23 protein-coding genes are annotated in these 23222 nt (G+C 65.7%); 14 read left to right on the top strand and 9 right to left on the bottom strand.

All coding sequences use genetic code 11. The annotated features are described in order from the left end of the window. Nucleotides 1-11: 11 nt before the first annotated feature. On the top strand, nucleotides 12-1064 hold the full coding sequence (locus AC3WOB_RS01390; RefSeq protein ID WP_492273955.1) for an Ldh family oxidoreductase: 1053 nt from the start codon (nucleotides 12-14) through the stop codon (nucleotides 1062-1064). Between the two features lie 763 nt (nucleotides 1065-1827). Here AC3WOB_RS01390 and rodA read toward each other — a convergent pair. The 5 genes from rodA to AC3WOB_RS01365 all read right to left on the bottom strand — a co-directional run bounded on the left by rodA (nucleotide 1828) and on the right by AC3WOB_RS01365 (nucleotide 7470). Continuing rightward, nucleotides 1828-2964: a rod shape-determining protein RodA gene (gene rodA / locus AC3WOB_RS01385; protein WP_492273954.1), complete on the bottom strand. Its 1137-nt coding sequence runs from the start codon at nucleotides 2962-2964 to the stop codon at nucleotides 1828-1830. Next, nucleotides 2964-4889, bottom strand: a complete 1926-nt coding sequence (gene mrdA / locus AC3WOB_RS01380) for a penicillin-binding protein 2 (protein ID WP_013396746.1) — start codon at nucleotides 4887-4889, stop codon at nucleotides 2964-2966. The genes rodA and mrdA overlap by 1 nt, the downstream gene beginning before the upstream one ends. Before the next feature lie 15 nt (nucleotides 4890-4904). Beyond that, complete coding sequence (mreD, locus tag AC3WOB_RS01375; RefSeq protein ID WP_013396747.1) at nucleotides 4905-5471, bottom strand: rod shape-determining protein MreD; 567 nt, start codon at nucleotides 5469-5471, stop codon at nucleotides 4905-4907. Then, nucleotides 5458-6342, bottom strand: coding sequence for a rod shape-determining protein MreC (mreC, locus tag AC3WOB_RS01370; protein WP_013396748.1), 885 nt, complete (start codon nucleotides 6340-6342; stop codon nucleotides 5458-5460). The genes mreD and mreC overlap by 14 nt, the downstream gene beginning before the upstream one ends. A gap of 84 nt (nucleotides 6343-6426) precedes the next feature. Continuing rightward, nucleotides 6427-7470, bottom strand: a complete 1044-nt coding sequence (locus tag AC3WOB_RS01365) for a rod shape-determining protein (protein WP_006216320.1) — start codon at nucleotides 7468-7470, stop codon at nucleotides 6427-6429. Nucleotides 7471-7697: 227 nt separating this feature from the next. On the opposite strand from AC3WOB_RS01365, the gene gatC reads away from it, so the two are divergent. From gatC to AC3WOB_RS01340, 5 genes are all read left to right on the top strand, one after another. Further along, the gene (gene gatC / locus AC3WOB_RS01360) at nucleotides 7698-8006 is read left to right on the top strand and encodes an Asp-tRNA(Asn)/Glu-tRNA(Gln) amidotransferase subunit GatC (RefSeq protein WP_013396749.1); all 309 of its coding nucleotides are present in this window, start codon (nucleotides 7698-7700) and stop codon (nucleotides 8004-8006) included. 3 nt (nucleotides 8007-8009) lie between these two features. Further along, a complete protein-coding gene (gene gatA, locus AC3WOB_RS01355; RefSeq protein WP_492273953.1) occupies nucleotides 8010-9545 on the top strand; it encodes an Asp-tRNA(Asn)/Glu-tRNA(Gln) amidotransferase subunit GatA in 1536 nt (511 codons plus the stop codon). A 4-nt stretch (nucleotides 9546-9549) separates the two neighbouring features. Continuing rightward, on the top strand, nucleotides 9550-11007 hold the full coding sequence (gene gatB, locus AC3WOB_RS01350; protein ID WP_013396751.1) for an Asp-tRNA(Asn)/Glu-tRNA(Gln) amidotransferase subunit GatB: 1458 nt from the start codon (nucleotides 9550-9552) through the stop codon (nucleotides 11005-11007). A 129-nt stretch (nucleotides 11008-11136) separates the two neighbouring features. After that, complete coding sequence (locus AC3WOB_RS01345) at nucleotides 11137-11382, top strand: hypothetical protein (protein ID WP_013396752.1); 246 nt, start codon at nucleotides 11137-11139, stop codon at nucleotides 11380-11382. Then, complete coding sequence (locus AC3WOB_RS01340) at nucleotides 11379-11846, top strand: type II toxin-antitoxin system VapC family toxin (protein WP_492273952.1); 468 nt, start codon at nucleotides 11379-11381, stop codon at nucleotides 11844-11846. The genes AC3WOB_RS01345 and AC3WOB_RS01340 overlap by 4 nt, the downstream gene beginning before the upstream one ends. 49 nt (nucleotides 11847-11895) lie before the next feature. Here the strand turns inward: AC3WOB_RS01340 and pyrE are convergent, their stop codons facing one another. Further along, complete coding sequence (pyrE, locus tag AC3WOB_RS01335) at nucleotides 11896-12579, bottom strand: orotate phosphoribosyltransferase (RefSeq protein WP_013396754.1); 684 nt, start codon at nucleotides 12577-12579, stop codon at nucleotides 11896-11898. A gap of 132 nt (nucleotides 12580-12711) precedes the next feature. Between pyrE and AC3WOB_RS01330 the strand changes: the two genes are divergently transcribed. Continuing rightward, nucleotides 12712-13500 carry an exodeoxyribonuclease III gene (locus tag AC3WOB_RS01330; protein WP_013396755.1) on the top strand — a complete coding sequence of 263 codons (789 nt, stop codon included), beginning with the start codon at nucleotides 12712-12714 and terminating at the stop codon, nucleotides 13498-13500. On the opposite strand, the gene AC3WOB_RS01325 is transcribed toward AC3WOB_RS01330, so the two are convergent. Further along, nucleotides 13482-14405 carry a LysR substrate-binding domain-containing protein gene (locus AC3WOB_RS01325; RefSeq protein WP_492273951.1) on the bottom strand — a complete coding sequence of 308 codons (924 nt, stop codon included), beginning with the start codon at nucleotides 14403-14405 and terminating at the stop codon, nucleotides 13482-13484. The genes AC3WOB_RS01330 and AC3WOB_RS01325 overlap by 19 nt on opposite strands. 105 nt (nucleotides 14406-14510) lie before the next feature. Here AC3WOB_RS01325 and AC3WOB_RS01320 point away from each other — a divergent pair, with 105 nt between their 5' ends. After that, entirely contained in the window at nucleotides 14511-15122 is a 612-nt protein-coding gene (locus AC3WOB_RS01320; RefSeq protein ID WP_492273950.1) for a LysE family translocator, read from the top strand. A gap of 428 nt (nucleotides 15123-15550) precedes the next feature. Continuing rightward, on the top strand, nucleotides 15551-16897 hold the full coding sequence (gdhA, locus tag AC3WOB_RS01315) for an NADP-specific glutamate dehydrogenase (RefSeq protein ID WP_013396758.1): 1347 nt from the start codon (nucleotides 15551-15553) through the stop codon (nucleotides 16895-16897). Between the two features lie 186 nt (nucleotides 16898-17083). Here the strand turns inward: gdhA and AC3WOB_RS01310 are convergent, their stop codons facing one another. Beyond that, on the bottom strand, nucleotides 17084-17599 hold the full coding sequence (locus AC3WOB_RS01310) for a copper chaperone PCu(A)C (RefSeq protein WP_492273949.1): 516 nt from the start codon (nucleotides 17597-17599) through the stop codon (nucleotides 17084-17086). Nucleotides 17600-17618: 19 nt separating this feature from the next. Continuing rightward, nucleotides 17619-18518, bottom strand: coding sequence for a LysR family transcriptional regulator ArgP (locus tag AC3WOB_RS01305; RefSeq protein ID WP_013396760.1), 900 nt, complete (start codon nucleotides 18516-18518; stop codon nucleotides 17619-17621). A 147-nt stretch (nucleotides 18519-18665) separates the two neighbouring features. Between AC3WOB_RS01305 and AC3WOB_RS01300 the strand changes: the two genes are divergently transcribed. The 5 genes from AC3WOB_RS01300 (at nucleotide 18666) to AC3WOB_RS01280 (ending at nucleotide 23222) form a co-directional block, all read left to right on the top strand. Next, a complete protein-coding gene (locus tag AC3WOB_RS01300; RefSeq protein ID WP_013396761.1) occupies nucleotides 18666-19298 on the top strand; it encodes a LysE/ArgO family amino acid transporter in 633 nt (210 codons plus the stop codon). 109 nt (nucleotides 19299-19407) lie between these two features. Then, on the top strand, nucleotides 19408-19719 hold the full coding sequence (locus tag AC3WOB_RS01295; protein ID WP_492273948.1) for an antibiotic biosynthesis monooxygenase family protein: 312 nt from the start codon (nucleotides 19408-19410) through the stop codon (nucleotides 19717-19719). A gap of 52 nt (nucleotides 19720-19771) precedes the next feature. After that, on the top strand, nucleotides 19772-20713 hold the full coding sequence (locus tag AC3WOB_RS01290) for a LysR substrate-binding domain-containing protein (protein WP_013396763.1): 942 nt from the start codon (nucleotides 19772-19774) through the stop codon (nucleotides 20711-20713). A gap of 330 nt (nucleotides 20714-21043) precedes the next feature. Further along, the gene (locus tag AC3WOB_RS01285) at nucleotides 21044-22207 is read left to right on the top strand and encodes an ABC transporter substrate-binding protein (protein WP_424240310.1); all 1164 of its coding nucleotides are present in this window, start codon (nucleotides 21044-21046) and stop codon (nucleotides 22205-22207) included. A 142-nt stretch (nucleotides 22208-22349) separates the two neighbouring features. Beyond that, nucleotides 22350-23222, top strand: coding sequence for a branched-chain amino acid ABC transporter permease (locus AC3WOB_RS01280; protein WP_013396765.1), 873 nt, complete (start codon nucleotides 22350-22352; stop codon nucleotides 23220-23222).

Genomic DNA, 23222 nt, shown 5'->3' with positions numbered 1-23222 from the left:
GAGGTCGCATCATGAAGATTTCGATCGCCCAAGCCAATGAATACGGCCGCCGCGTGCTGATGGCCCAAGGCGTGCCCGAGGACATCGCGCGCGACGTGGCCGAACACCTGGTCGAGTCCGACCGGGTCGGCTACACCAGCCACGGCCTGTCCATCCTGACCAACTACCGGCGCGTGCTGTCCGAAGGCCTGGCCCAGGCCGACGGCCGGCCCGAACTGGTCAACGACCGCGGCGCGATGCTGGCCTACGATGGCCACCACGGGCTGGGCCAATATGTCGGCAAGGTCGTCATCGAGAAGGCCATCGAGCGCACGCAGGAACACGGCCAGTGCATCCTGACCCTGCGGCACAGCCATCACCTGGGCCGCATGGGCCACTATGGCGAAATGGTGGCGGCCAAGGGTCTGATCCTGCTGGCGTTCACCAACGTGATCAACCGCTCGCCGACCGTAGCGCCTTTCGGTGGCGCGCAGGCTTGCCTGACCACCAACCCGCTGTGCTTCGCCGGCCCGCTGCCTGGCGGCCGGCCGCCCTTCATCGTGGACATGGCCACCAGTTCCATCGCCGTCAACAAGGCGCGGGTGCTGGCGGCCAAGGGCGAGGAAGCGCCTGCGGGTTCGCTGATCGATGCCCAGGGCAACCCGACCACGGATCCCAATGCGCTGTTCACCGACCCGCCGGGCGCCCTGCTGCCATTCGGCGGCCACAAGGGCTACGCGCTGGGCCTGGTGGCCGAGCTGCTGGCCGGCGTGCTGTCGGGCGGCGGCACGATCCAGCCCGAGCATCCGCGCAACGGGGTGGCGACGAACAATATGTTCGCGCTGCTGTTGGACCCGCAGGTGGACTTCAATACGGACTGGCGGTCGATGGAAGTAGGCGCGTTCATCGACTACCTGCACGCCTGCAAGCCGCAACCTGGCGTCGAGGCCGTGCAGTACCCGGGCGAATACGAAGCGCGCAACCGGGCGCTGAACGAAGAGGCGTTGACGTTCGACAGCCGGATCTGGGATGGCTTGACCAAGCTGGCCGTCGACCTTGGGGTGCCTGAGGCGTTGCCTTCTTGATGGCTTAAGTTGTTTGCTTGCTTGTGGGCATCAGAGGTTCTTAAGACGCCCGTCACGTCGGCGGCCCGCCATGCGCGGGGCAACGATTGCGGTCCGGAGCGTTCGCTCCGGACTTGCCTCGGCGGCCCCCCCTTCGTCATCTTCGTCCAGGCCTACGGCCTTCCCTTCAGATTCCCTCGGGCTTATCGACGCCCCGCGCATGGCGGGCCACCGACGCGACGGGCTCGTTCAGCTGCAATCTGACGTCAGCTGGGGCGAGCGGTGTGCTTGGCGTTTTGGCAACGGGTGGAGGTATGGCGGAGGATCTTGCGGGGCTCGCCTCGGGCCGGCCGCGCGAGCGGCCTTCCGAGGCTTCCGCGGTGTCTTGCGGTCAAGAATGACGCTGCGCGCGCATCAAACACGGGTCATCATTGAATGGCGCGAAAGCGACCGCCGCTACGACGCCCCCCAACCGCGTATGTTGAATTCGGCCGTCCGCACGGCCGAATTCAACGGGCCACGCAAGACCCGCCACCAACCACAACTCTAGCGGCGCAGCGAACCAAGACGCACGTAGCCCGTCGTCGCGGGCGGCGTGGCGGCTCGCAACCTCGATGCGCCCGAGGGAATCCGAAGGAGTCGCCGAAGGCGAGGACGAGGATGACGACGGGGAAGTCCGGAGCGAACGCTCCGGACCGCAATCGTGGGCGCGAGCCGCCACGCCGCCCGCGACGACGGGCGACCTACGAAGACATCGCCCGCCCGATAAAAACCCAAGATCCGATCAAGTCTTAACCGACCGATGCCGACTAATACTCATCATGATCCCAAACGCAATCCCCATGGTGAACAAAGCCGTCCCCCCATAGCTCATGAACGGCAACGGCACCCCCACCACCGGCAGAATCCCCGTCACCATCCCCACGTTCACGAATACATAGATGAACAGCATCATCGTCAGCGCTCCGACAAGCAGCCTGCCGAACTGCGACGATGCCCGTGAGGCGATCGTCAGGCCGCGCGCCATCATCAGGCCGTACAGCACCAGGATGGCGATGCCGCCGTACAGTCCGAATTCCTCGGCGTACACGGCGAAGATGAAGTCGGTAGTGCGCTCCGGGATGAAATCCAGGTGCGTCTGCGTGCCCTTCATGTAGCCCTTGCCGTAGACCCCGCCCGAGCCCACCGCGATCATCGACTGGATCGTGTGGAAGCCCTTGCCCAGCGGATCGGAGCTGGGATTGAGCAGCGTGCACACGCGATGTTTCTGGTAGTCGTGCAGCACCACCCAGTCGACCTCGGGCTCGCAGAGCTGGTCCTCGTAGTAGACCAGCGTGCCGATGGCGATGATGCCGGCCAGCATCACTGGCACCAGCAGCTTGAACGACAGGCCCGCGAAGTAGATCACGAAGAAACCGGCGCCGAACACCAGCAGTGCGGTGCCCAGGTCGGGCTGCAGCACGATCAGGCCGAAAGGCGCGGCCAGCATGGCGGCGGCGGCCAGGAAGTCGCGGATGCGGACCGCGCCCTCGTGGCGCTGGAAGTACCAGGCCAGCATCATCGGCACGCCGATCTTCATCATTTCGGAAGGCTGGATGCGGGTCACGCCCAGGTTCAGCCAGCGGGTCGCGCCCTTGCTGGTTTCGCCGAAGAACTCCACGCCCAGCAGCAGCACCACGCCCACCACATAGAAGGGCAAGGCCAGCTTCATCAGCCACTTCGGCGGAATCAGCGCCATGACCCACATCGCAAAAAAGGCGATGACGAAATTGCGTGACTGTTCGGCGAAGCGCCAGTCGGTGCCGCCCACCGCCGAATGCATCACCGTCATGCCGAGCGCGGCGAACATCAGCAGGATCGCCAACAGCGGCCAATCGAAGGCCGTGAACACGCGTAGCAGGATAAGGCCCAGGCGTTTCATTATCGGCGCACCACGTCGGAAGCGATTTCCTCGACCGAGGCCAAGGGGTCGGCGCGGTCGGGCCGCACGATCTTGTCCTGGCGGTCCTTGGCCAGCCAGTAGTCGAACACCTTGCGGGCGACCGGCGCGGCGACGCTGGCGCCCCAACCGGCGTTCTCGACGATCAGCGCCACCGCGATGCGGGGGTGCTCAAGCGGCGCAAAACCCATGAACAGCGCGTGGTCGCGAAGGCGTTCGTCGATGGCGCTGGCGCGGTAATGGCCGCCGCGCAGGCTGAACACTTGCGCTGTGCCGGTCTTGCCGGCCGCCTGGTAAGGCGTGTTGGCGAACGCGCGCCGCGCCGTGCCGGCCCGCACCACGTCCGCCATGGCGTTCTTGATCACATCCACGTTGGCCTGCTTGAGAGGAATGCGGTAATCGGGCGCGGACTCGGTGGGCTTGGCCACGCCGCTGCGCGGATCGCGCACTGCGTGCACCAGGTGCGGGCGGCGGTACAGGCCGTTGTTGGCCAACGTGGACGTGCCTTGCGCCAGCTGCAGCAGCGTGAAGGCGTTGTAGCCCTGCCCCACCGCCACGGAAATCGTCTCGCCCGCATACCAGCGCTGGCGCTCCTTGTCCTTGTAGGCCGAGCGCTTCCAGTCGGTCGAGGGCAGCACGCCGCGCTTTTCACCTTCCAGGTCGATGCCCGTGATCTGGCCGAAGCCGAATTGCTTGGTGAAATCGTGCAGCGCGTTCACGCCGATCTCGGGGCCCAAGGAATAGAAGTAGGTGTCGGACGACACCACGATGGCCTTGTGCATGTCCGTCATGCCGTAGGCCGCGCCGCCGGCGTTGCGGAATTTCTGGCCGCCGAATTCGTAGTAGCCGGGATCGGAGATGCGGTCGGTGGCGCGGCGCTTGCCCAGTTCCAGCGCGGCCAGGGCCACGAAAGGCTTGTAGGTCGAACCGATGGGATAGGTGCCGTAGAGCGGCCGGTTGATCAGCGGATGGTCCGGCGATTCGTTCAGCATGCGCCAGTTGTCCACGTCGATGCCGTCCACGAACAGGTTGGGGTCGAACGAAGGCTGCGAGACGAAGGCCAGCACCTCGCCGGTATCGGGATCGATGGCGACCAGCGCCCCGCGCTGCCCCTCGAAAGCCGCTTCGGCCACCTTCTGCAGGCCCAGGTCGATGGACAGCATGATGTCGGAGCCAGGCACGGGATCGATCCGGCGCAGCGTGCGCATGGGCCGACCGCCCGCGGTCACTTCGACCTCTTCCAGGCCGGTGCGGCCGTGCAGCTGCTCTTCCCAGGTTTTCTCGATGCCCTTCTTGCCGATGACATCGGTGCCGCGGTAGTTGCCCAACTGGCCGGCGCGCTCCAGCTCTTCGTTGTCGCCCTCCGCGATGCGGCCGATATAGCCGACCACGTGACCCGCCGATGCGCCCTGTGGATACTCGCGCACCCAGCGAGCGCGCAGTTCCACGCCGGGAAACTGGAAGGAATGCGCCGCAAACCAGGCGGCCTCGGTTTCGTTGAGATTGTTGCGCAACTGCAGGCTGGCGTAGCGGCTGGACTCGGCGGCGCGGCGCTTGAAACGGCGCTGGTCGGTCGGGCTGATGTACACGACTTCGGTCAGCCGCTGGAACAGTTCGTTGAGATTGCCCGCCTGCGCCGGCACGACCTCGAGCGTGTAAGTACGGTAGTTGCGCGCCAGCACCTCGCCATTGCGGTCCAGGATCTCGCCGCGCCGCGGCGGGATGGGCACGACCGCGATGCGGTTGCGGTCGGCGCGCTCGGACAGGCCTTCGTAGCGGTCGACCTGCAGGTACCAGAACCGGCCGATCAGCACGCCGAAGCAGGCCAGCGCGAACAGCCCGCCCACCCAGGCGCGCAGGCGGAAACGCTGCTTCTGCTGCTGGCCGGTTTTCTTGAACTCGAACATGACGCGGCGCCGCCGTCAGGCGGAGGAAGATTCGGCGTCGTCGACACCGCGCTGCGGCAAGTGCAGAACCCAGCCCGCCAGCGGCCACAGGGCGGCGGTCAGGAGCACGCTGATGCCCCAATCCCAGCCCGGCCATTTGCCGGCCAGCCACGCATGGATGATCTGGGTCACGAAGCGGGCAATGAAGAACACAGGCAGCATGTGCATGGCCTGGCTCCAGAGGTCGAACCGCTGCAGCCGGCGGTGCAGCACCACGGCGCCGTAGGCGACCAGCGTGTACGACAGCGCGTGTTCGCCCAGCAGGCCGGCATCGTGCACGTCCATCAGCAGGCCGAAGAAGAAGGCGGTGAACAGGCCGATGCGGCGCGGCTCGTGCACGCACCAGAAGGCGATGATCAGCAGCAGAATGTCGGGCGCGCCCTGCCACAGGCGCCACGGCAGCAGCGACACCAGCCACGCCACCAGCACCGTGGCCCAGACGAACACGCCATGCGCGGGGCCGGAGAGCCGGTCGGGCTGCACATTGCTGGGGGTGCCGAGGCGGCGCGTGGCCTGCCCCGAGGATTGCTTAGTCCGATCCACCGGAATCGACCTCCTGACGGTTGGACTCGGCGCGTTCCACATCGACCTGCAGAACCAGGAAGTGGCGGTAGCGTTCGGGATGGGCCAGCGGTTCGCACACGGCGCGCGCAAAGCCGGAAGCGGTATCGCGTTCGACCGAGGTCACCTTGGCCACCGGCAGGCCGGCCGGGAACAGGCCGCCGACGCCGCTGGTAACGATAGTATCGCCTTCCTTGATGTCGGCATTGGCGGCAAGGTAACGGACTTCCATCTTGCCGGGCGAGTTGCCGCCGAACGCGATCAGGCGCAGGCCATTGCGCAGTAGCTGCACGGGAATGGAGACCTGCTCGTCGGTGACCAGCGCCGCCTCGGCGGTCATCGGCGTGACGCGCACGATCTGTCCGACCACGCCACCTTCGTCGATCACCGGCATGCCCGGGGCCAGGCCAGCCTTGCTGCCCTTGTTGAACACCAGGCGCTGCGTGAACGCGTTGGTGGGTTCGTACATGACCTCGACCACCACCGCGGATTGCGCCACGGTGTCGGTCACGCCCAGCAGCCGGCGCAACTGCGAATTTTCTGCGGCCAGTTGGGCGCCATGCGTGGTCACCTGGGCCAGCTCGATGCGCTGGCGTTGCAGGGCTTCGTTTTCGCTACGGATGAGATTGGCCGCGTTGACCCATTCGTTCACTTGCTGGACGAGGTCGCGCGGCGCCATGACGGCGCGCTGGAAGGGGTACAGCGCCACGGATATCGTCCGGCGCGCCGGTTCCAGCATGCGCCATTGCGAATCCATGACGATCAGGGCCAGAGCAAGGACGACCAGAACGACCAGCCGCACCTCCGCGGGTGGGCCGCGCCTGAATAGGGGAGGAGTCCCTTGTCGTTGCATGAATCTCAGCCCGGACGCCCGCGTCCGTCGCTCCGGCAGCGGCCGGAGCCGTGAAAAAGCGGGGCTCCGGGCTGGCGGGCAAAATTAGTCGTTGATGAAGATGGCGCCCAGTTTCTCAAGGTGTTCCAGCGCCTCGCCGCAACCGCGCACGACGCAGGTCAGCGGATCGTCCGCGACCACGACGGGCAGGCCGGTCTCTTCCTGCAGCAGGCGGTCCAGGTCGCGCAGCAGCGCGCCGCCACCGGTCAGGGCGATGCCCTTGTCGGTGATGTCGGCGCCCAGTTCGGGCGGAGTCTGTTCCAGCGCGATCTTCACGGCGGAAACGATCTGGTTCAGCGGATCCGTCAGCGATTCCAGGATCTCGTTGGACGAGACCGTGAAGCTGCGCGGCACGCCTTCGGCCAGGTTGCGGCCCTTGACCTCGATCTCGCGGACTTCGGAACCCGGGAACGCCGAGCCGATTTCCTTCTTGATCAGTTCGGCGGTGGGTTCGCCGATCAGCATGCCGTAGTTGCGGCGGATATAGTTGACGATGGCTTCGTCAAACTTGTCGCCGCCGACGCGCACCGAGCCCTTGTAGACCATGCCGCCCAGCGAGATGACCGCCACTTCGGTGGTGCCGCCGCCGATGTCGACGACCATGGAGCCGCTGGCGTCGGACACGGCCAGACCGGCGCCGATGGCCGCGGCCATGGGTTCTTCGATCAGGAAGACGTGGGACGCGCCCGCGCCCAGGGCCGATTCACGGATGGCGCGGCGTTCAACCTGGGTGGAGCCGCAGGGCACGCAAACGATGATGCGCGGGCTGGGCGCCAGCATGTTGCGGGGGTGCACCATGCGGATGAACTGCTTGAGCATCTGCTCGGTGACCGTGAAGTCGGCGATGACGCCGTCCTTCATGGGCCGGATGGCCTCTATATTGCCGGGAACGCGGCCAAGCATCTGCTTGGCTTCGTGCCCGACGGCCTGGATGATCTTCTTGCCGTGGGGACCGCCTTCATGACGGATTGCGACCACGGACGGTTCATCGAGCACGATGCCCTTGCCGCGGACGTAAATCAGCGTATTGGCGGTACCGAGGTCGATCGCCATATCGCTGGAAAAATAACTGCGCAGGAATCCGAACATGGGAGCTCAGCTAAATTCTGGGGGGAATGAGGTACATGCCGCGGGGCGTAGGGCCCGTAAAACAACGGGTCCGCCTGTCATCACGGCGATTAAACCGTGAATCATAACTTATAATTTCCCCGGAAATAGCGCATAAATGCAGGCTATTCAAGCTTTGTAACGGGTTCGGCATATGCATACTGCCCTCTCCCGCCCCTCGGCCTTCGCTTATCGATTTGCAATCCCCCATGGCGCTCAATGACACAGATGTGGCCCGCATTGCCCGGCTGGCCAGAATCGAACTGACCCCCGACCAGCGCACCCTCGCGCAGGCCGAACTCAACGGCATCCTCCACCTGATCGAACGGCTCCAGTCCGTCGACACCCAGGGGGTCGAACCCCTGGCCCACCCGCTGTCCGCCCACGAAGACATCGTGCTGCGACTGCGTGAAGATGCCGTGACCGAACCCAGCTCGGAGGCCCGCCGCGAAGAGCTGCTGGCCAACGCCCCCGACGCCCAGGAAGGCCTGTTCCTGGTTCCCAAGGTCCTGGATTAAGTCATGACGAAACCCGCTCTGCACACCCAATTCAAGGGGATCGCCGCCCTGCGCGCGGCCCTTGCGCAACGCCAGGTCAGCGCCGTCGAGCTCGCCCAAAGCGCCTTGGCGGCCGCCGAAACGGCCAGCGGCCTGAATTGCTTTTTACATATTGACGCCGAATTGACGCTGGCCCAGGCCCGCGCCGCCGACTCAGCCCTGGCTGCCGGCTCGGCCGGCCCGCTGGCCGGCATCCCGATCGCCCACAAGGACGCCTTCGTCACCCGCGGCTGGCGCACCACCGCCGGCAGCAAGATGCTCGAGGGCTACGTCAGCCCGTTCGACGCCACCGTCGTAGAGCGCCTGGGCGAGGCCGGCGCCGTGTCGCTCGGCAAGCTGAACTGCGACGAATTCGCCATGGGTTCCGGCAACGAGAACTCCGCCTACGGCGCCGTGAAGAACCCCTGGGACCACGCCGCCGTGCCTGGCGGCTCCTCGGGCGGTTCGGCCGCCGCCGTGGCCGCCCGCCTGGTGGCCGCCGCCACCGGCACCGACACCGGCGGCTCGGTGCGCCAGCCCGCCGCCTTGTGCGGCGTCAGCGGCATCAAGCCCACCTACGGCACCGTGTCCCGCTACGGCATGGTGGCCTTCGGCTCCAGCCTGGACCAGGCCGGCCCGCTGGCCGAAAGCGCCCGCGACCTGCTCGAACTGCTGGACGTCATCAGCGGCTTCGACCCGCGCGACGCCACCAGCCTGGAAAAATGCGACGCCGCCACCAACGAGCCCGGCCGCGTCCGGCGCGACTTCGAGGCGGCCCAGGGCCGCTTCGACGCCGCCGGCAGCCAACCGTTGAAGGGCTTGCGCATCGGCGTGCCCGCCGAATACTTCGGCGCCGGCCTGGCGCCTGACGTGGCCGCCGCGGTCGAAGCCGCGCTGGCCCAATTCGAGGTGCTGGGCGCCGTGCGCGTGCCGGTGTCGCTGCCGCGCACCGAGCTGGCCATTCCCGCCTATTACGTCATCGCCCCCGCCGAAGCCTCCAGCAACCTGGCACGCTACGACGGCGTGCGCTACGGCCACCGCGCCGCCCAGTACGGCGACCTGAACGAAATGATCAGCCGCTCGCGCGCCGAAGGCTTCGGCGACGAGGTCAAGCGCCGCATCCTGATCGGCACCTACGTGCTGTCCCATGGCTACTACGACGCCTACTACCTGCAGGCACAGCGTCTGCGCCGCCTGATCGCGCAGGACTTCCAGCGCGCCTATGCGGACCAGTGCGACGTGATCATGGGTCCGGTGACGCCCACCGTGGCCAAGAACATCGGCGACAACCGCGACGATCCCACCGCCGACTGGCTGGCGGACGTCTACACCCTGGGCGTGAGCCTGGCCGGGCTGCCCGCCATGTCGATCCCCTGCGGTTTCGGTGGCGCTGGCAACCAGCGCCCGGTAGGCCTGCAGATCATCGGCAACTACTTCGACGAAGGCCGCCTGCTGGCCATCGCCGACCGCTACCAACAAGTGACGGACTGGCACACGCGTGCCCCGGTCCAGCAAGGCTGACAACATGAACTGGGAAATCGTCATCGGCCTGGAAACGCATACGCAGCTTTCCACGGACTCCAAGATTTTTTCGGGTAGCAGTACCGAATTCGGCGCCGCGCCCAATACCCACGCCAACGTGGTCGATCTGGCCCTGCCGGGCAGCCTGCCGGTCATGAACCGCGGCGCCGCCGAACGCGCCATCCGCTTCGGCCTGGCCGTGGGCGCCACCATCGCGCCGCGCTCGGTGTTCGCGCGCAAGAACTACTTCTACCCCGACCTGCCCAAGGGCTACCAGATCAGCCAGTACGAGCTGCCGGTGGTGGTGGGCGGTTCGCTGTCGTTCTTCGTGGGCGAGGAAGAGAAAACCGTCAACCTGACGCGTGCCCACCTGGAAGAAGACGCCGGCAAGTCCCTGCACGACGACTTCAATCTGGCCAACGGCGCGCCCGCCAGCGGCATCGACCTGAACCGCGCCGGTACGCCGCTGCTGGAAATCGTGACGGAGCCGGAAATGCGCTCGGCCGCCGAGGCCGTGTCCTACGCCCGCGCCCTGCACAGCCTGGTCGTGTGGCTGGGCATCTGCGACGGCAACATGCAGGAAGGCTCGTTCCGCTGCGACGCCAACGTGTCCGTGCGACCGGTGGGCCAAAAGGAATTCGGCACCCGCACCGAGATCAAGAACGTCAACTCGTTCCGCTTCCTGGAACGCGCCATCGTCTATGAAGCGCGGCGCCAGATCGAGCTGATCGAAGACGGCGGCACGGTAGTCCAGGAAACCCGCCTGTACGACGCCGACCGCGACGAGACGCGCAGCATGCGCAGCAAGGAAGACGCGCACGACTACCGCTACTTCCCCGACCCCGACCTGCCCACGCTGGTGATTTCCAGCGCCTGGGTCGACGAGGTCCGCGCCGCCATGCCCGAGCTGCCGGCCGCCCAGCGCGCCCGCTTCGAATCCGAGTACGGCCTGCCCGCCTACGACGCCGCCCAGCTGACCGTCAGCCGCGACCTCGCCGCCTACTTCGAGGCCGTGGCGCACGCGCTGCCGGCCGGCCAGGCCAAGCTGGCCGCCAACTGGGTCATGGGTGAAGTCTCCGCCGCCCTGAACAAGGACGAAAAGAGCATCGCCGACTCGCCGGTGCAGGCGCCGGCGCTGGCCGCCCTGATCGGCCGCATCATCGACGGCACCATCTCCAACAAGATCGCCCGCGAAGTCTTCGGCGCCATGTGGGCCGGCGAAAACGGCGGCCAGGCCGATGCCATCATCGACGCCCGCGGCCTCAAGCAGATCAGCGACACCGGCGCCATCGGCGCCATGATCGACGAGGTGCTGGCCGCCAATCCGGCCATCGTGGAAGAGTACCGGGCCGGCAAGCAGAAGGCGTTCAACTCGCTGGTGGGCCAGATCATGAAGGCCGCCCGCGGCAAGGCCAACCCGCAGCAGGTGAATGATCTGTTGAAGCAGAAGCTGGATAGCTGATCCCGGACCGGGCGCGCCTCGCAACGGTGCGCTCAGGAAGTATCAGACGAAACGAAGGGCCGCGGCGTATTGCCGCGGCCCTTCGTTTATCCAAGAATGATCTGGTCGATTTCGACTGGAGACTTGGACATGAATTACCTGGAAATCAGCAGCAGCGACCTGCTGCATCGGTTTGCCGACCACCTGCAAGCGGTCCGAGAGGGACAGCATTTCATCATTTCACTGGATGGCGTGTTGTGCGCCAGGCTGACCCCCGCCCTGCCCACAACGTCGCTGGACGCGCATGATGCGCTTGAGGCAATGAAATGCTTCACGCCCGCGCCGGCCGTCCCGCACGAAGTCATCCGCTCCTGGATCGAAGAGGGCCGGGAATGAATCCGATCCGCTTGATACCGGACGCCTCGCTTGCCCTCGCATGGCTGATCGACCGCGCGGACGCCCACGAAGCACTGATGGCCCGGCATCTGCTGGAAACTGCTCACGAGTCTGAAAACACGGTGCCCCCCATCTGGCACACGGAAGTCGCGAACGGCATGTTGCGCGCCGAGCGCGGCCAACGAGCATCGGCGGGTCAGTTGTTCTCGTTCAGACAGCTTCTCGAACGCCTGCCCATACTTCCAGACCCGGCTGCCTCATCTTCCTGCGTAGCCCGCAGCTATCTGCTGGCTCGAACGCACGGCTTGACCGTCTACGATGCCAGTTATCTCGAACTGGCCCAAAGAACCAACGGTTATCTGGCCACCTTCGACCGCAAGCTGGCGGATGCCGCCCGAGCGAGCGGCGTGGCCGTCTTCGGCCAACCCCATGGGGTCGCTGAGCCAGCGGCAAGCTATGGATAAAAGGGCGGCACCTGGCCGCCCCACTACCTGCACTCGCTGAGGACAGGCTTTACTTCACCCCGTACTTCGTCCGATACGCCAACACCGCCTCGCGGTGCTCGGCGAACGAAGCGTCGTCCTGCAGCAGCGCCAGGATATCCGCCAGCGAAGCAATCGCCACCACCGGAATGCCATAAGTCTTGGCCACGTCCTGCACGGCGGAATGCGCCGACAGGGCGTCGTCGGGACCCGCGCGCTCCATGCGATCCATGGCAATGAGCACGGCGGCCGGCTCGGCGCCGGCGGCGCGGATGATCTCCACCGATTCGCGCACCGAGGTACCCGCGGTGATCACGTCGTCAATGATGACGACCTTGCCCTTGAGCGGCGCGCCCACCAGGGTGCCGCCTTCGCCGTGGTCCTTGGCTTCCTTGCGGTTGTACGCGAACGGCACGTCGCCGCCCTTCATGCCGGGGTGGCCCGCCAGCGCAATGGCGGTCGCCGTGCCCAGCGGGATGCCCTTATAGGCCGGACCGAACAGCATGTCGAATTCCACCCCCGAATCCAGCAGCGCCTGGGCGTAGAACTGCGCCAGCTTGCCGACCGAGCGTCCGCTGTTGAACAGTCCGGCATTGAAAAAATAGGGACTGATACGGCCCGATTTGACCTTGAAGCTGCCGAAGCGCAGCACGCCCTCGTTCAAGGCGAAGCGGACGAAATCCAGGGCGGTGGCGGAAGAATGGGCGGCGGGCATGCGTAAAGGTCCGGTAGATGGCAAACGCAGGCATTTTATCCGCTGTCGGGGCTATTCCCGGACAGCCGCGCCGAGTCGGTTAAATTGCTGGCATTGTCCCGGCCCTCGCGGCCGCCCAACAGGAGTTTCGCTTTGCTGCGCATTACGTCGATCAATCTCAACGGCATCCGGTCCGCCTTCCGCAAGGGCCTGCAACCTTGGATGGAAAAGCATGCAGCCGACGTGCTCTGCCTGCAGGAGATCAAGGTATCCCACGAGGACCTGACCGACGACCTGCGCCACCCGCCCGGTTATACCGGCCACTTCCACCATGCCGTGAAGAAGGGCTATAGCGGCGTGGGCATCTATCTGCGCGACGCGGCCGAACGCGTCAACACCGGCCTGGATTGCGAAGAATTCGACCCCGAAGGCCGCATCATCCGCGCCGACTGGAAAAACCTGTCGGTCATCAGCGCCTACCTGCCCTCGGGCTCCAGCGGCGACGAGCGCCAGCAGGCCAAGTACCGCTTCCTGGACCGCTTCGGCCCCTGGATCGACGCCCTGATGCACGAGCACAAGACCACCGGCCGCGAGTTCATCATCTGCGGCGACTGGAACATCGCGCACAAGGAAATCGACCTGAAGAACTGGAAGGGCAATCTGAAGAATTCGGGCTTCCTGCCCGAAGAGCGCGCCTGGCTGACCGACGTGTTCGACAAGCGCGGCTTCGTCGACGTGTTCCGCACCATCGACGACCGCCCGGACCAGTACACCTGGTGGAGCAACCGCGGCCAGGCCTGGGCCAAGAACGTGGGGTGGCGCATCGACTACCAGATCGCCACGCCGGGCATCGCCGCCCGCGCCCGCAACGTGGCCATCTACAAGGACGAGCGCTTCTCGGACCACGCCCCCCTGACGATCGACTACGACGCCACGCTCTGAGCGGCATCCGCCGGACCGCCCACCGCCTCGTGTAGCGATGCGGCGGCTTCCCGGCGCAACCATTCCAGAAAGGCTTCCGCCCGCGGATCTTCTGAACAGGGCCGGGGCGACAGCAACACATAGGCCGAGCCGTCGCGGGCAAAACCGCGAGGCGCCTCCAACCGGCGATCGCCCAAGGCGTCGCACGCCATCAAGGCGGAACCTATCGCCACACCCAGGCCTGCGGCGGCAGCCTGCAAACTCAGATAGAAATGCTCGTAGGCCGGCCCGGACCGGCGCGGGGGCTTCATGCCTGCCGCCCGCGCCCAATGCCGCCAGGCTTGCGGACGGGTCGCACTGCTGAGCGCAGGCGCGCCGCCCCAATCATCCGCAGCCGGATCCGCGCCGACCAAGCCCGGCCGGCATAACGGCCCCGTCCATTCCTCGCACACCCGCTCGGCATGCAGGGCAGCATCCCAATCAAAATCATTGCGGCGCAACGCCACGTCCACGCCCTGGGTGACGAAATCCACGGGACCGCCTGCCGCATACAGGTGCACCTGCACGCCGGGATGGGCGCGCTGGAAGTCCGGCAGCCGCGGGATGAGCCACATCATGGCGATGGTGGGCTCGCAGGACAGCACCAGCGGCGCATCCGCCGCCGGCTGGCGCAGCTTGGCCAGGCCCGCCGCCAACTGCTCGAACAGGGCGCGCGTCACCTCGAATAGCTGCCTGCCCGCATCAGTCAGAAAAACAGCCCGATTGCGGCGTTCGAACAACGCCAGGCCCAGCGCGTCCTCGAGCAGCCGGATCTGCCGGCTGACGGCGCCATGGGTCACGTGCAGCTCTTCGGCCGCCTTGCCAAACGCCAGGTGGCGGGCAGCGGCATCGAACACGCGCAAAGTATTGAGCGGCGGCAGCTTCATGGCAAAAGGTGATTTTTTCTCACGGATATCCGACATTAGAAATCGTTTTTCCAGCGGGCGCCAGCGTCCCAGAATGCCGGCTCCGTTTAGCAACCTGCCGCCGCCATGACCGAACTGATCGCCGTCGCCCTCATCACCATACTTGCCGTCATCAGCCCCGGGCCGGACTTCGCCATGGTCACGCGCAACAGCTATCTGTTCGGCCGGCGCACCGGCCTGATCTGCGCGCTGGGCATCGCGCTGGGCGTGCAGGTGCACGTGTTCTACACCATGTTCGGGGTCAGCCTGCTGGCGCACTACGCACAGCCCGTGCTGCAGGGCATCAAACTGGCGGGCGCCTGCTATCTGGTCTACATGGGCTGGAAGACCTTCTTCAACCGCACCCAGGTCAGCCGCGACCTTTCGGAGCGCCCCCCTATATCGGGCTGGCAAGCGTTATACAGCGGCTTTCTGACCAATGCGCTGAATCCCAAGACTACGTTGTTCGTGGTCAGCACCTATACCCAGGTGGTGTCGCCCGGCACGCCGCTGGCCTGGCAGTTCGGCTATGGCCTGTTCATGTCGTTGGCGCACTGGATCTGGTTCGGCGCGGTGGCGTGGTCGGTGTCCTCGCCCTTCCTGCGGCGGATGCTGCTGGATCATCAGCTTGCGGCCGACCGTGTGGTGGGAGCCGTCCTGATGGCGCTGGGCGCGGCGCTGGCCGTCGTACAGCTGTAATCCCACAGAGGGGACGTGATTTTGCTCAAACAAATAATGGGGACGCATTAAATCGGTATCGTTCCTCCAGCCAGCCAAAAACTGCCCGAACGGGTCTGCCTTTCCTTCCCAACCATTCGGAAGGCCCTATGATCTCTCTATGAAAATAAATGGGGACGTATTTAATTTCCTAGGTAATTCAATAGTCTTCGTTGAGAATCCGCAATTCAAGGCGACTCACCCCTGATTCCCCACTTTTATACGTCCCCAATAAATTAAAAGAAAAAGTGCTTTGATATCAAGGTGATGGCACCATTTTTGGGCTTTGCGCAGGGCAGCAATTTACCCCTACAATTCCGCACCATACAGGTGCGTCCATGCACCAAAAAGAATTTTCGCGCCCCAATCCGGCGCAGTCCACACCTATTCGAAGCACCCCCAAGGAGATCATGTTGAAAGTGCAGAGTCTGGACGACTTCCTGCGTGGCGTCGCCGCGCGCGACCCGCAGCAGCCTGAGTTCATGCAAGCCGTCCAGGAGGTGATGCTGAGCCTGTGGCCTTTCATCGAAAAGCACCCCCACTACGCCGAGCACGCCGTGCTCGAACGCCTGGTGGAGCCGGAACGCGTGATTCAGTTCCGCGTGTGCTGGACCGATGACCGCGGCCAGGCCCAGGTCAACCGCGCTTTCCGCATCCAACACAGCTCGGCCATCGGCCCCTTCAAGGGCGGCATGCGTTTCCACCCGTCGGTGAACCTGTCCATCCTGAAGTTCCTGGCTTTCGAGCAGACCCTCAAGAACTCGCTCACCACGCTGCCCATGGGCGGCGGCAAGGGCGGCTCCGACTTCGACCCCAAGGGCAAGTCCGACGCTGAAGTCATGCGCTTCTGCCAAGCCCTGATGATCGAGCTGTACCGCCACCTGGGTCCGGACACCGACGTGCCGGCTGGCGACATCGGCGTGGGCGCGCGCGAAGTCGGCTTCATGGCCGGCATGATGAAAAAGCTGTCCAACTCGACCGCCAGCGTGTTCACCGGCAAGGGCCTGACCTTCGGCGGCAGCCTGATCCGCCCCGAGGCCACCGGCTACGGCACCGTGTACTTCGCTGAAGAAATGCTCAAGCGCGTGGGCAAGTCCTTCGACGGCCTGCGCGTGTCCGTATCGGGCTCGGGCAACGTCGCCCAGTACGCGATCGAAAAGGCCATGGCGCTGGGCGCCAAGGTCGTGACGATTTCGGATTCGAACGGCACCGTGGTCGACGAAGCCGGCTTCACGCACGAGAAGCTGGTGGCGCTGATGCACATCAAGAACGACCTGCGCGGCCGCCTGGACACGTATGCCCGCCAGTTCGGCCTGGTCTATGAAGCCGGCAAGCGCCCGTGGCACGTGCCGGTGGACGTGGCCCTGCCCTGCGCCACCCAGAACGAACTGGAACTGGCCGATGCGCAAACGCTGATCAAGAACGGCGTGCTGTGCGTCGCCGAAGGCGCCAACATGCCGGCCACGCTGGAAGCCGCCAAGGCCTTCATCGCCGCCCGCGTGCTGTACGCGCCCGGCAAGGCCAGCAACGCCGGCGGCGTGGCCGTATCCGGCCTGGAAATGGCCCAGAACTCGGCCCGCCTGGCCTGGACCCGCGAGGAAGTCGACGCGCGCCTGCACGCCATCATGCGCGACATCCATGAGAACTGCGTACGCCACGGCCACAGCGAGCGCGAGTACGTGAACTACCTGGACGGCGCCAACATTGCCGGCTTCGTGAAGGTGGCTGACGCGATGCGTCAGCAAGGGCTGTATTAAGCCCCCCCCGAAGCGCTGCGCGCTTCCCCCCAGGGGGCGCCGCAGCGGACCGGCAGAGCCCGGCTCCGCGCGGCCCCGATTGGGGGAGACCTGTTGTGTCGGGGCGGACCTGCCTCGTTGACAGGAATCCACCTGAGCCGGCCCATGGGCCGGCTTAGTTTTTCAGGCGCGGGCAGCGCCTGGCGCTTAGTGCTTCATCGTGCCGTGGTTCATGCTGCCGTGGTTCATGCTGCCGTGGTCCATGCCGGGGTTGTGCGAGGCCGGCTTGACCTTGAATTGGACGGCGACTTCGCCGGCTTTTTCGAACTTCAGCGTGGCCGGGACCGTGCCGCCTTCGGCGAACGGGGCCTTCAGCTTGATGAACATGACGTGGTAGCCGCCCGGGCTGAGCTTGACCTCTGTGTCGGCCGGCAGCGCGATGCCGCCTTCCACCTGGCGCATCTTCGAGACGCCGTTCTCGGTCTGGACCGTGTGCAACTCGACGCGCTCCGCCGCGTCGGACGACACCGACAGCAGGCGGTCAGCAGCCTTGGCATCGTTGTCGATGTCCATATACCCCGCGCCATTGGACTGGCCGGGCGCGGAGGCGCGCACCCAGAGGTCGTCGACCTCGATCTGGCCAACCTTGTAGTCCTTAGCCCAAGCCGAGCCGGCCGTGCACAGGCCCAGGGCGGCGATGACAGCGAACTTGCGGATGTTCATGGGTTGTTCTCCTAGGGGGTTAACGCCGCCTGACCAGGCTGCGGGCAGCTGACAGGACCGAATCCGTCAGGGCTTCCATCGCTTCGGAGTTTACCCGCCAATGCTGCCAATACAGCGGCACGTCCTCCCAGGCGCGGCCCCGAAGCAGCATCAGCTGACCTGCATCAAGGTGTTCCTGCACCAGCGGCAGCGGATTCATGGTCCAGCCCAGGCCGCCCAGCGTGGCCTGCACGAACGCGCGCGTGGAAGGCACCCACCAGACCGGGGGCTGCCAAGGCGCGGGATCCGCGATCTTGTGCGCGAAGCGAGCCTGCAGCGCGTCCTTGCGGTTGAACACCAGCACCGGCGCCTGCGCCAGCGTCTGGGCGTTGACGCCCTGCGAGAAGTAGCGCTTGTGGAATTCGGGCGTGCAGGTCGCGACATAGCGCATGCTGCCCAGCGCATGGATGCGGCAGCCCTGGACCGGCTCGGCCAGGGCGGTCACGGCGCCCAGCACCGAACCATTGCGCAGCAGCGTTGCGGTGTGGTCCTGGTCTTCGGACTGCATGTCCAGCGTGGCCCGGGTGCGCGCCGCGAACTGCACGGCCGCGTCGACGAACCAGGTCTCCAGGCTGTCGTGATTGACCGCGACCGGAATGCTGGCATAGGGCACATCGTCGTCCGCCACGCCCAGGCGGTCGAGCGCGTCGTGCTCCAGCAGCGCCGTCTGCTCGGCCAGCCGCACCAGCACCTGGCCGTCCGCCGTGGCCACCGCCGGCACAGTGCGCTGGACCAGCAGCCGGCCCATGCGGTCCTCCAGCGCCTTGATCCGTTGCGACACTGCCGACGGCGTGACGCTCAGCGACAGCGCCGCCCGCTCGAAGCTGCCTTCCCGCACTACCGCTGCCAGGGCGCGCAGGTTGCCGTGATCGATTTTCATAAGATTAGTTTTGCTTAATATAGTGAAGGAAAATTAGCTTTATTTCATATCTACTGCAAGCGAAAATGGCCTTGTTACCGGAGCGCCGCGAGCGCCCGGCGTTGTCATCCAAACGCCGCCACAGGCGTAGCAGCACAGGTGCAGGTCATGTTCGCCACGTTGTCATCCCCCCTCTTCTTCACTGCCTGGGCCAGCGGCACGGCCACCGGGCTGGGCCTGTTCGCGGTCGTGGGCGCGCAAAGCGCGTTCATCCTGCGCCAGGGCCTGATGCGCGCGCACCTCTTGAGCGTGGTCGCCATCTGCGCGCTGATCGACGCCATCTTCATCTTCGCCAGCGTCTCCGGCCTGCAAGCCCTGACCTCCTGGTTCCCCTGGCTGACGACCGCCGTGCTCTGGTTCGGCGTGGCCTTCCTTTCCTGGTACGCGCTGCAGTCGGCGCGCCGCGCCTGGACCGCCACGGGCGGACTGGCTGCCGCCCGCGACGTGGTGCCGTCGCGCCGCGCCGCCATCCTGGGCGCGTTGGGCTTTTCGCTGCTGAATCCGCACTTCTGGCTGGACATGGTGGTGGTCGGCTCGCTGGCGCACGGCTTCGAGGATGCGCGCATGGCCTTCGCCGCCGGCGCCTTCACCGCCAGCCTGCTGTGGCTCGCCGTGCTCGGCATCGGCTCGCGCCTGTTCGCCCCGTTCTTCGCCAGCGCCTCAGCCTGGCGCGTGCTGGACGGCCTTATCGCGGTGGTCATGGCCGCGTTGGCGGTCAGTCTGGCGCTCAAGGGCGTATAAGGACTTCCGAAGGCGTTTAAGCCACGCCTCCCACAGTTTCCCCGAACGGCCGCCCGGACTTCCCGGCGGCCGGTTTGCTTGCGACCCCAGCCACGCCCGGAGTCCCACCATGTACAGCTCCACCTTCATCTTCGCCAAGAAGCAATTCGACGATGATTTCCATCGCCTGGACCAGGCCATCGCCGCCGCCGCCCGAGCCATTCCGGGCTACCTGGGCGAAGAGAGCTGGGAAGATGCCGCGCGCGGCCTGATCTCCAACGTCTACTACTGGGAATCGCTGGAGGCGCTGGAGCAATTGATCCGGCACCCGGCGCACCAGCAGGCCAAGGCCGCGCAATCGCGTTGGCTCGACGGCTACCGCGTGGAAATCTCCCAGGTGCTCAGGCGCTACGGCGAGGGACTGACGCCGCCGTCCTTATAATCTGCCGGTTGCCATTCTTTCGTCGGGCGCAACACCGGCCCGCCAGACGATCATGCGCGGTCCCTCCCCCTCCAAAGATGTGCGCCTGCCGCCCCTGGCAGCCATTCAGGCCTTCGAAGCGGCCGCCCGCCTGGGCTCCTTCGAGCGCGCCAGCGAGGAACTCTTCGTCACCGCCAGCGCCATCGGCAAGCGCATTGCCGCGCTGGAGGCCATGCTGGATGTCACCCTCTTCATCCGCAGCAGCCGCGGCGCGACGCTGAGCTCTGCCGGGCGCGAGTACCTGGACCAGGTGCGCACCGCGCTGGATCTGCTGTCGGACGCGTCGCTGCATAAGCGCGGCGAACCGAAGCTCGAACCCTTGCGGGTCGTCTCCACTCCCACCTTCGCCCGCCAGGTGCTGATCCCCGCCCTGCCCGGCTTCACCGCGGCCCATCCCGAGGTGGAACTGGAAATCATGCTGTCCATCCCCTACCTGGACATCATGCCGCCCAATGCCGACGTCTGGGTGCGCTTCGGCAGCGGCAAGTACCCCGGCCTGAACGCGCGCCAGCTGACGGCGGATCCGGTTTTCGCGGTCTGCGCGCCCGGCTACCGCGACCAGCATGGTCCCTTCGAGCGACCCGCGGACCTGGCGCGGGCGCAACTGCTGCGCTGTCCCATGGAGCCTTGGCGGCCATGGCTCGCTGCCGCCGGACTGGACTGGCCCGAACCCGCGCGCGGCGTGTGGCTGGTGGACCTGGGCATCATGCTGGCAGCGGCGCGCGCCGGCCAGGGCCTCGCGCTCACGCGGCGCGCGCTGGCCGCGGAATGGCTGGACGAAGGCAAGCTGGTGCGCGTCCTGGACATCGAAATCCCCGGCGAGGCCCAGTATTACCTGTGCACCGAAACCGCGCGGCCGCCAGGCAAGGCGGTCCAAGCGTTTTCCCTATGGCTGGAAGGCGTGTGCAAACAGGTCTCCCAATGGCCACGCGGCCTGCCAGCCCGTCAGGAATAAATTTCCAGGCAGGGGCGGAATGAAATTCCGCGCAGCCCGCCGCCGCGCTGGCTAGGATGCGGCCAATGCAATGTCCCGCCCATGCCCGCCACGGCACGCAGCCTACTTCCCCCTTTCACACCCAGGCAACGCCGCAGCGCATGACAGGAATCCTCGTGCGTCCGTACTAGGTATTTACGCGGAAAAACCCCGTCGGGTCAGTTTCGCGTAAGTGATTAGGCAGACAGTCACGACACGCCACACAGGAGAGCGCCGCAGCAATTGATTTCCGCCGCCTGGCGCCGGCACACGGTTTTCCACGCAGTTCTACCAATTACAACGGAGACATCAATGGATTTTCGTTTGAAGCTGCTCGCAGGAACCCTTGCATTTGCCGCAACGGCCGCGGCCCACGCCGCCGACCCCATCAAGATCGGCGTAGCCGGCCCCTACACCGGTGGTTCGTCCTCCATGGGCGTCAGCATGCGCGACGGCGTGCGCCTGGCCATTGAAGAAATCAACAAGAACGGCGGCGTCATGGGACGCCAGCTGATCGCCGTGGAACGCGACGACGAGGCCAAGAACGAGCGCGGCGTGCAGATCGCGCAAGAGCTGATAAACAAGGAGCAGGTGGCGGCCACCGTCGGCTACATCAATACCGGCGTGGCGCTGGCCTCCCAGCGCTTCTACCAGGACGCCAAGATCCCCGTGTTCAACAACGTGGCCACGGGCAGCGTCATCACGCACCAGTTCAAGGCGCCGGAATACCCGAACAATTACGTGTTCCGCAACGCGGCGCACGACAGCATCCAGGCCCCGATGATCGTGGAAGAAGCGGTCACCCGCCGCGGCTTCAAGAAAGTCGCGATCCTGGCGGACTCCACCAACTATGGCCAGCTCGGCCGCGAGGATCTGGAGAAGGCCCTGGACGCCAAGGGCATCAAGCCCGTGGCCGTCGAAAAATTCAACATCAAGGACGTCGACATGACGGCCCAGCTGCTGAAGGCCAAGGCCGCCGGCGCCGAAGCCGTGCTGACCTACGGCATCGGCCCCGAACTGGCGCAGGTCGCCAACGGCATGACCAAGCTGGGCTGGAAGGTGCCGATCATCGGCAGCTGGACCCTGTCCATGGCCAACTATATCGACAACTCCGGTACCAACGGCGAAGGCGCGCGCATGCCGCAGACCTTCATCCAGGACCCGGACACGCCCAAGCGCAAGGCCTTCATCGACGCCTACCTGGCCAAGTTCAAGCCCAAGAACAACCGCATCGACTCGCCGGTGTCGGCCGCCCAGGGCTATGACTCCATCTATCTGCTGGCCGCGGCCTTCAAGCAGGCCAACTCCACCGACGGCCCGAAGGTCCGCGAGGCCCTCGAAAACCTGCAGACGCCCGTCGAGGGCGTGGTGATGACCTACAACAAGCCCTTCAGCGCAGACAACCACGACGCCATCACCGTCAAGGAAGTGGTCATCGGCGAAGTCAAGGGCGGCCGCGTGATCAAGGCCAACTAAGGTCCCGCAGCACATCCGGCGGCGGCTGCCCGGCCGCCGCCATCCGCGCCCTGCCTGCCAGGGCGCGGGTCTGCCGCCGCCTGAAAACCGCGTTCTGCCCAAGGGGGTTGGGACGGAACCACAGCGCTACACGACACACACCATGATTCTTCTACAGCTCATCTATAGCGGTATCGCGCTGGGCATGATCTATGCCGTCATCGCGTTCGGATACCAGCTCACGTTCGCTACGTCGGGCACCCTGAACTTCGGCCAGGGCGAAGCCCTGATGCTGGGCGCACTGGTCGGCCTGACGCTGGTCGGCCTGGGCGTGAACTACTGGGTGATGATACCCATCGTCTGCATCTTCGGATTCGCGCAAGGCGCGCTGGTCGAGCGCGTGGGCGTCAGGCCCGCCATCAAGACCCGCTCGGAGTTCGGCTGGATCATGGCCACCATCGCGCTGGGCATCATCTTCAAGAACGTGGCCGAGAACATCTGGGGCCGCGACGACCTGCGCTTCCCCTCGCCGCTGCCGGAAGCGCCGATCCAGGTACTGGGCGCCAATGTGCTGCCCATGGAATTGCTGGTGGTGTTCGGCGCCCTGGCCATGATGCTGCTGGTGGAAATCTTCAACCGCAAGTCCATCTACGGCAAGGCCTTCGTCGCTACCTCCAACGACCGCGACGCCGCCGGCCTGATGGGCATCAACACGGGCATGGTGATCACGTTTTCCTACGCGCTGTCTTCGCTGACAGCAGCGTTCGCCGGCGTGCTGGTCGCGCCCCTGACCCTGACCGGCGCCACCATGGGCGCGGTGCTGGGCCTCAAAGCCTTCGCCGTCGCCATCATCGGCGGCCTGTCCAGCGGCATGGGCGTGGTGGTGGGCGGGCTGATCCTGGGGATCGCCGAAACGACCACCGGTTTCTATCTTTCGACGGGGTACAAAGACGTGCCGGGATTGGTGTTGCTGCTGCTCGTACTGACCTTCAAGCCCGCCGGCCTGTTCGGCAAGACCGCGATCAAGAAGGTGTAA

It is taken from the genome of Achromobacter sp. FW305-C-30-7 (assembly GCF_058783105.1).
The sequence above is the reverse complement of the archived record's forward strand: the minus strand, read 5'-3'. Positions and strand labels throughout refer to the sequence as shown.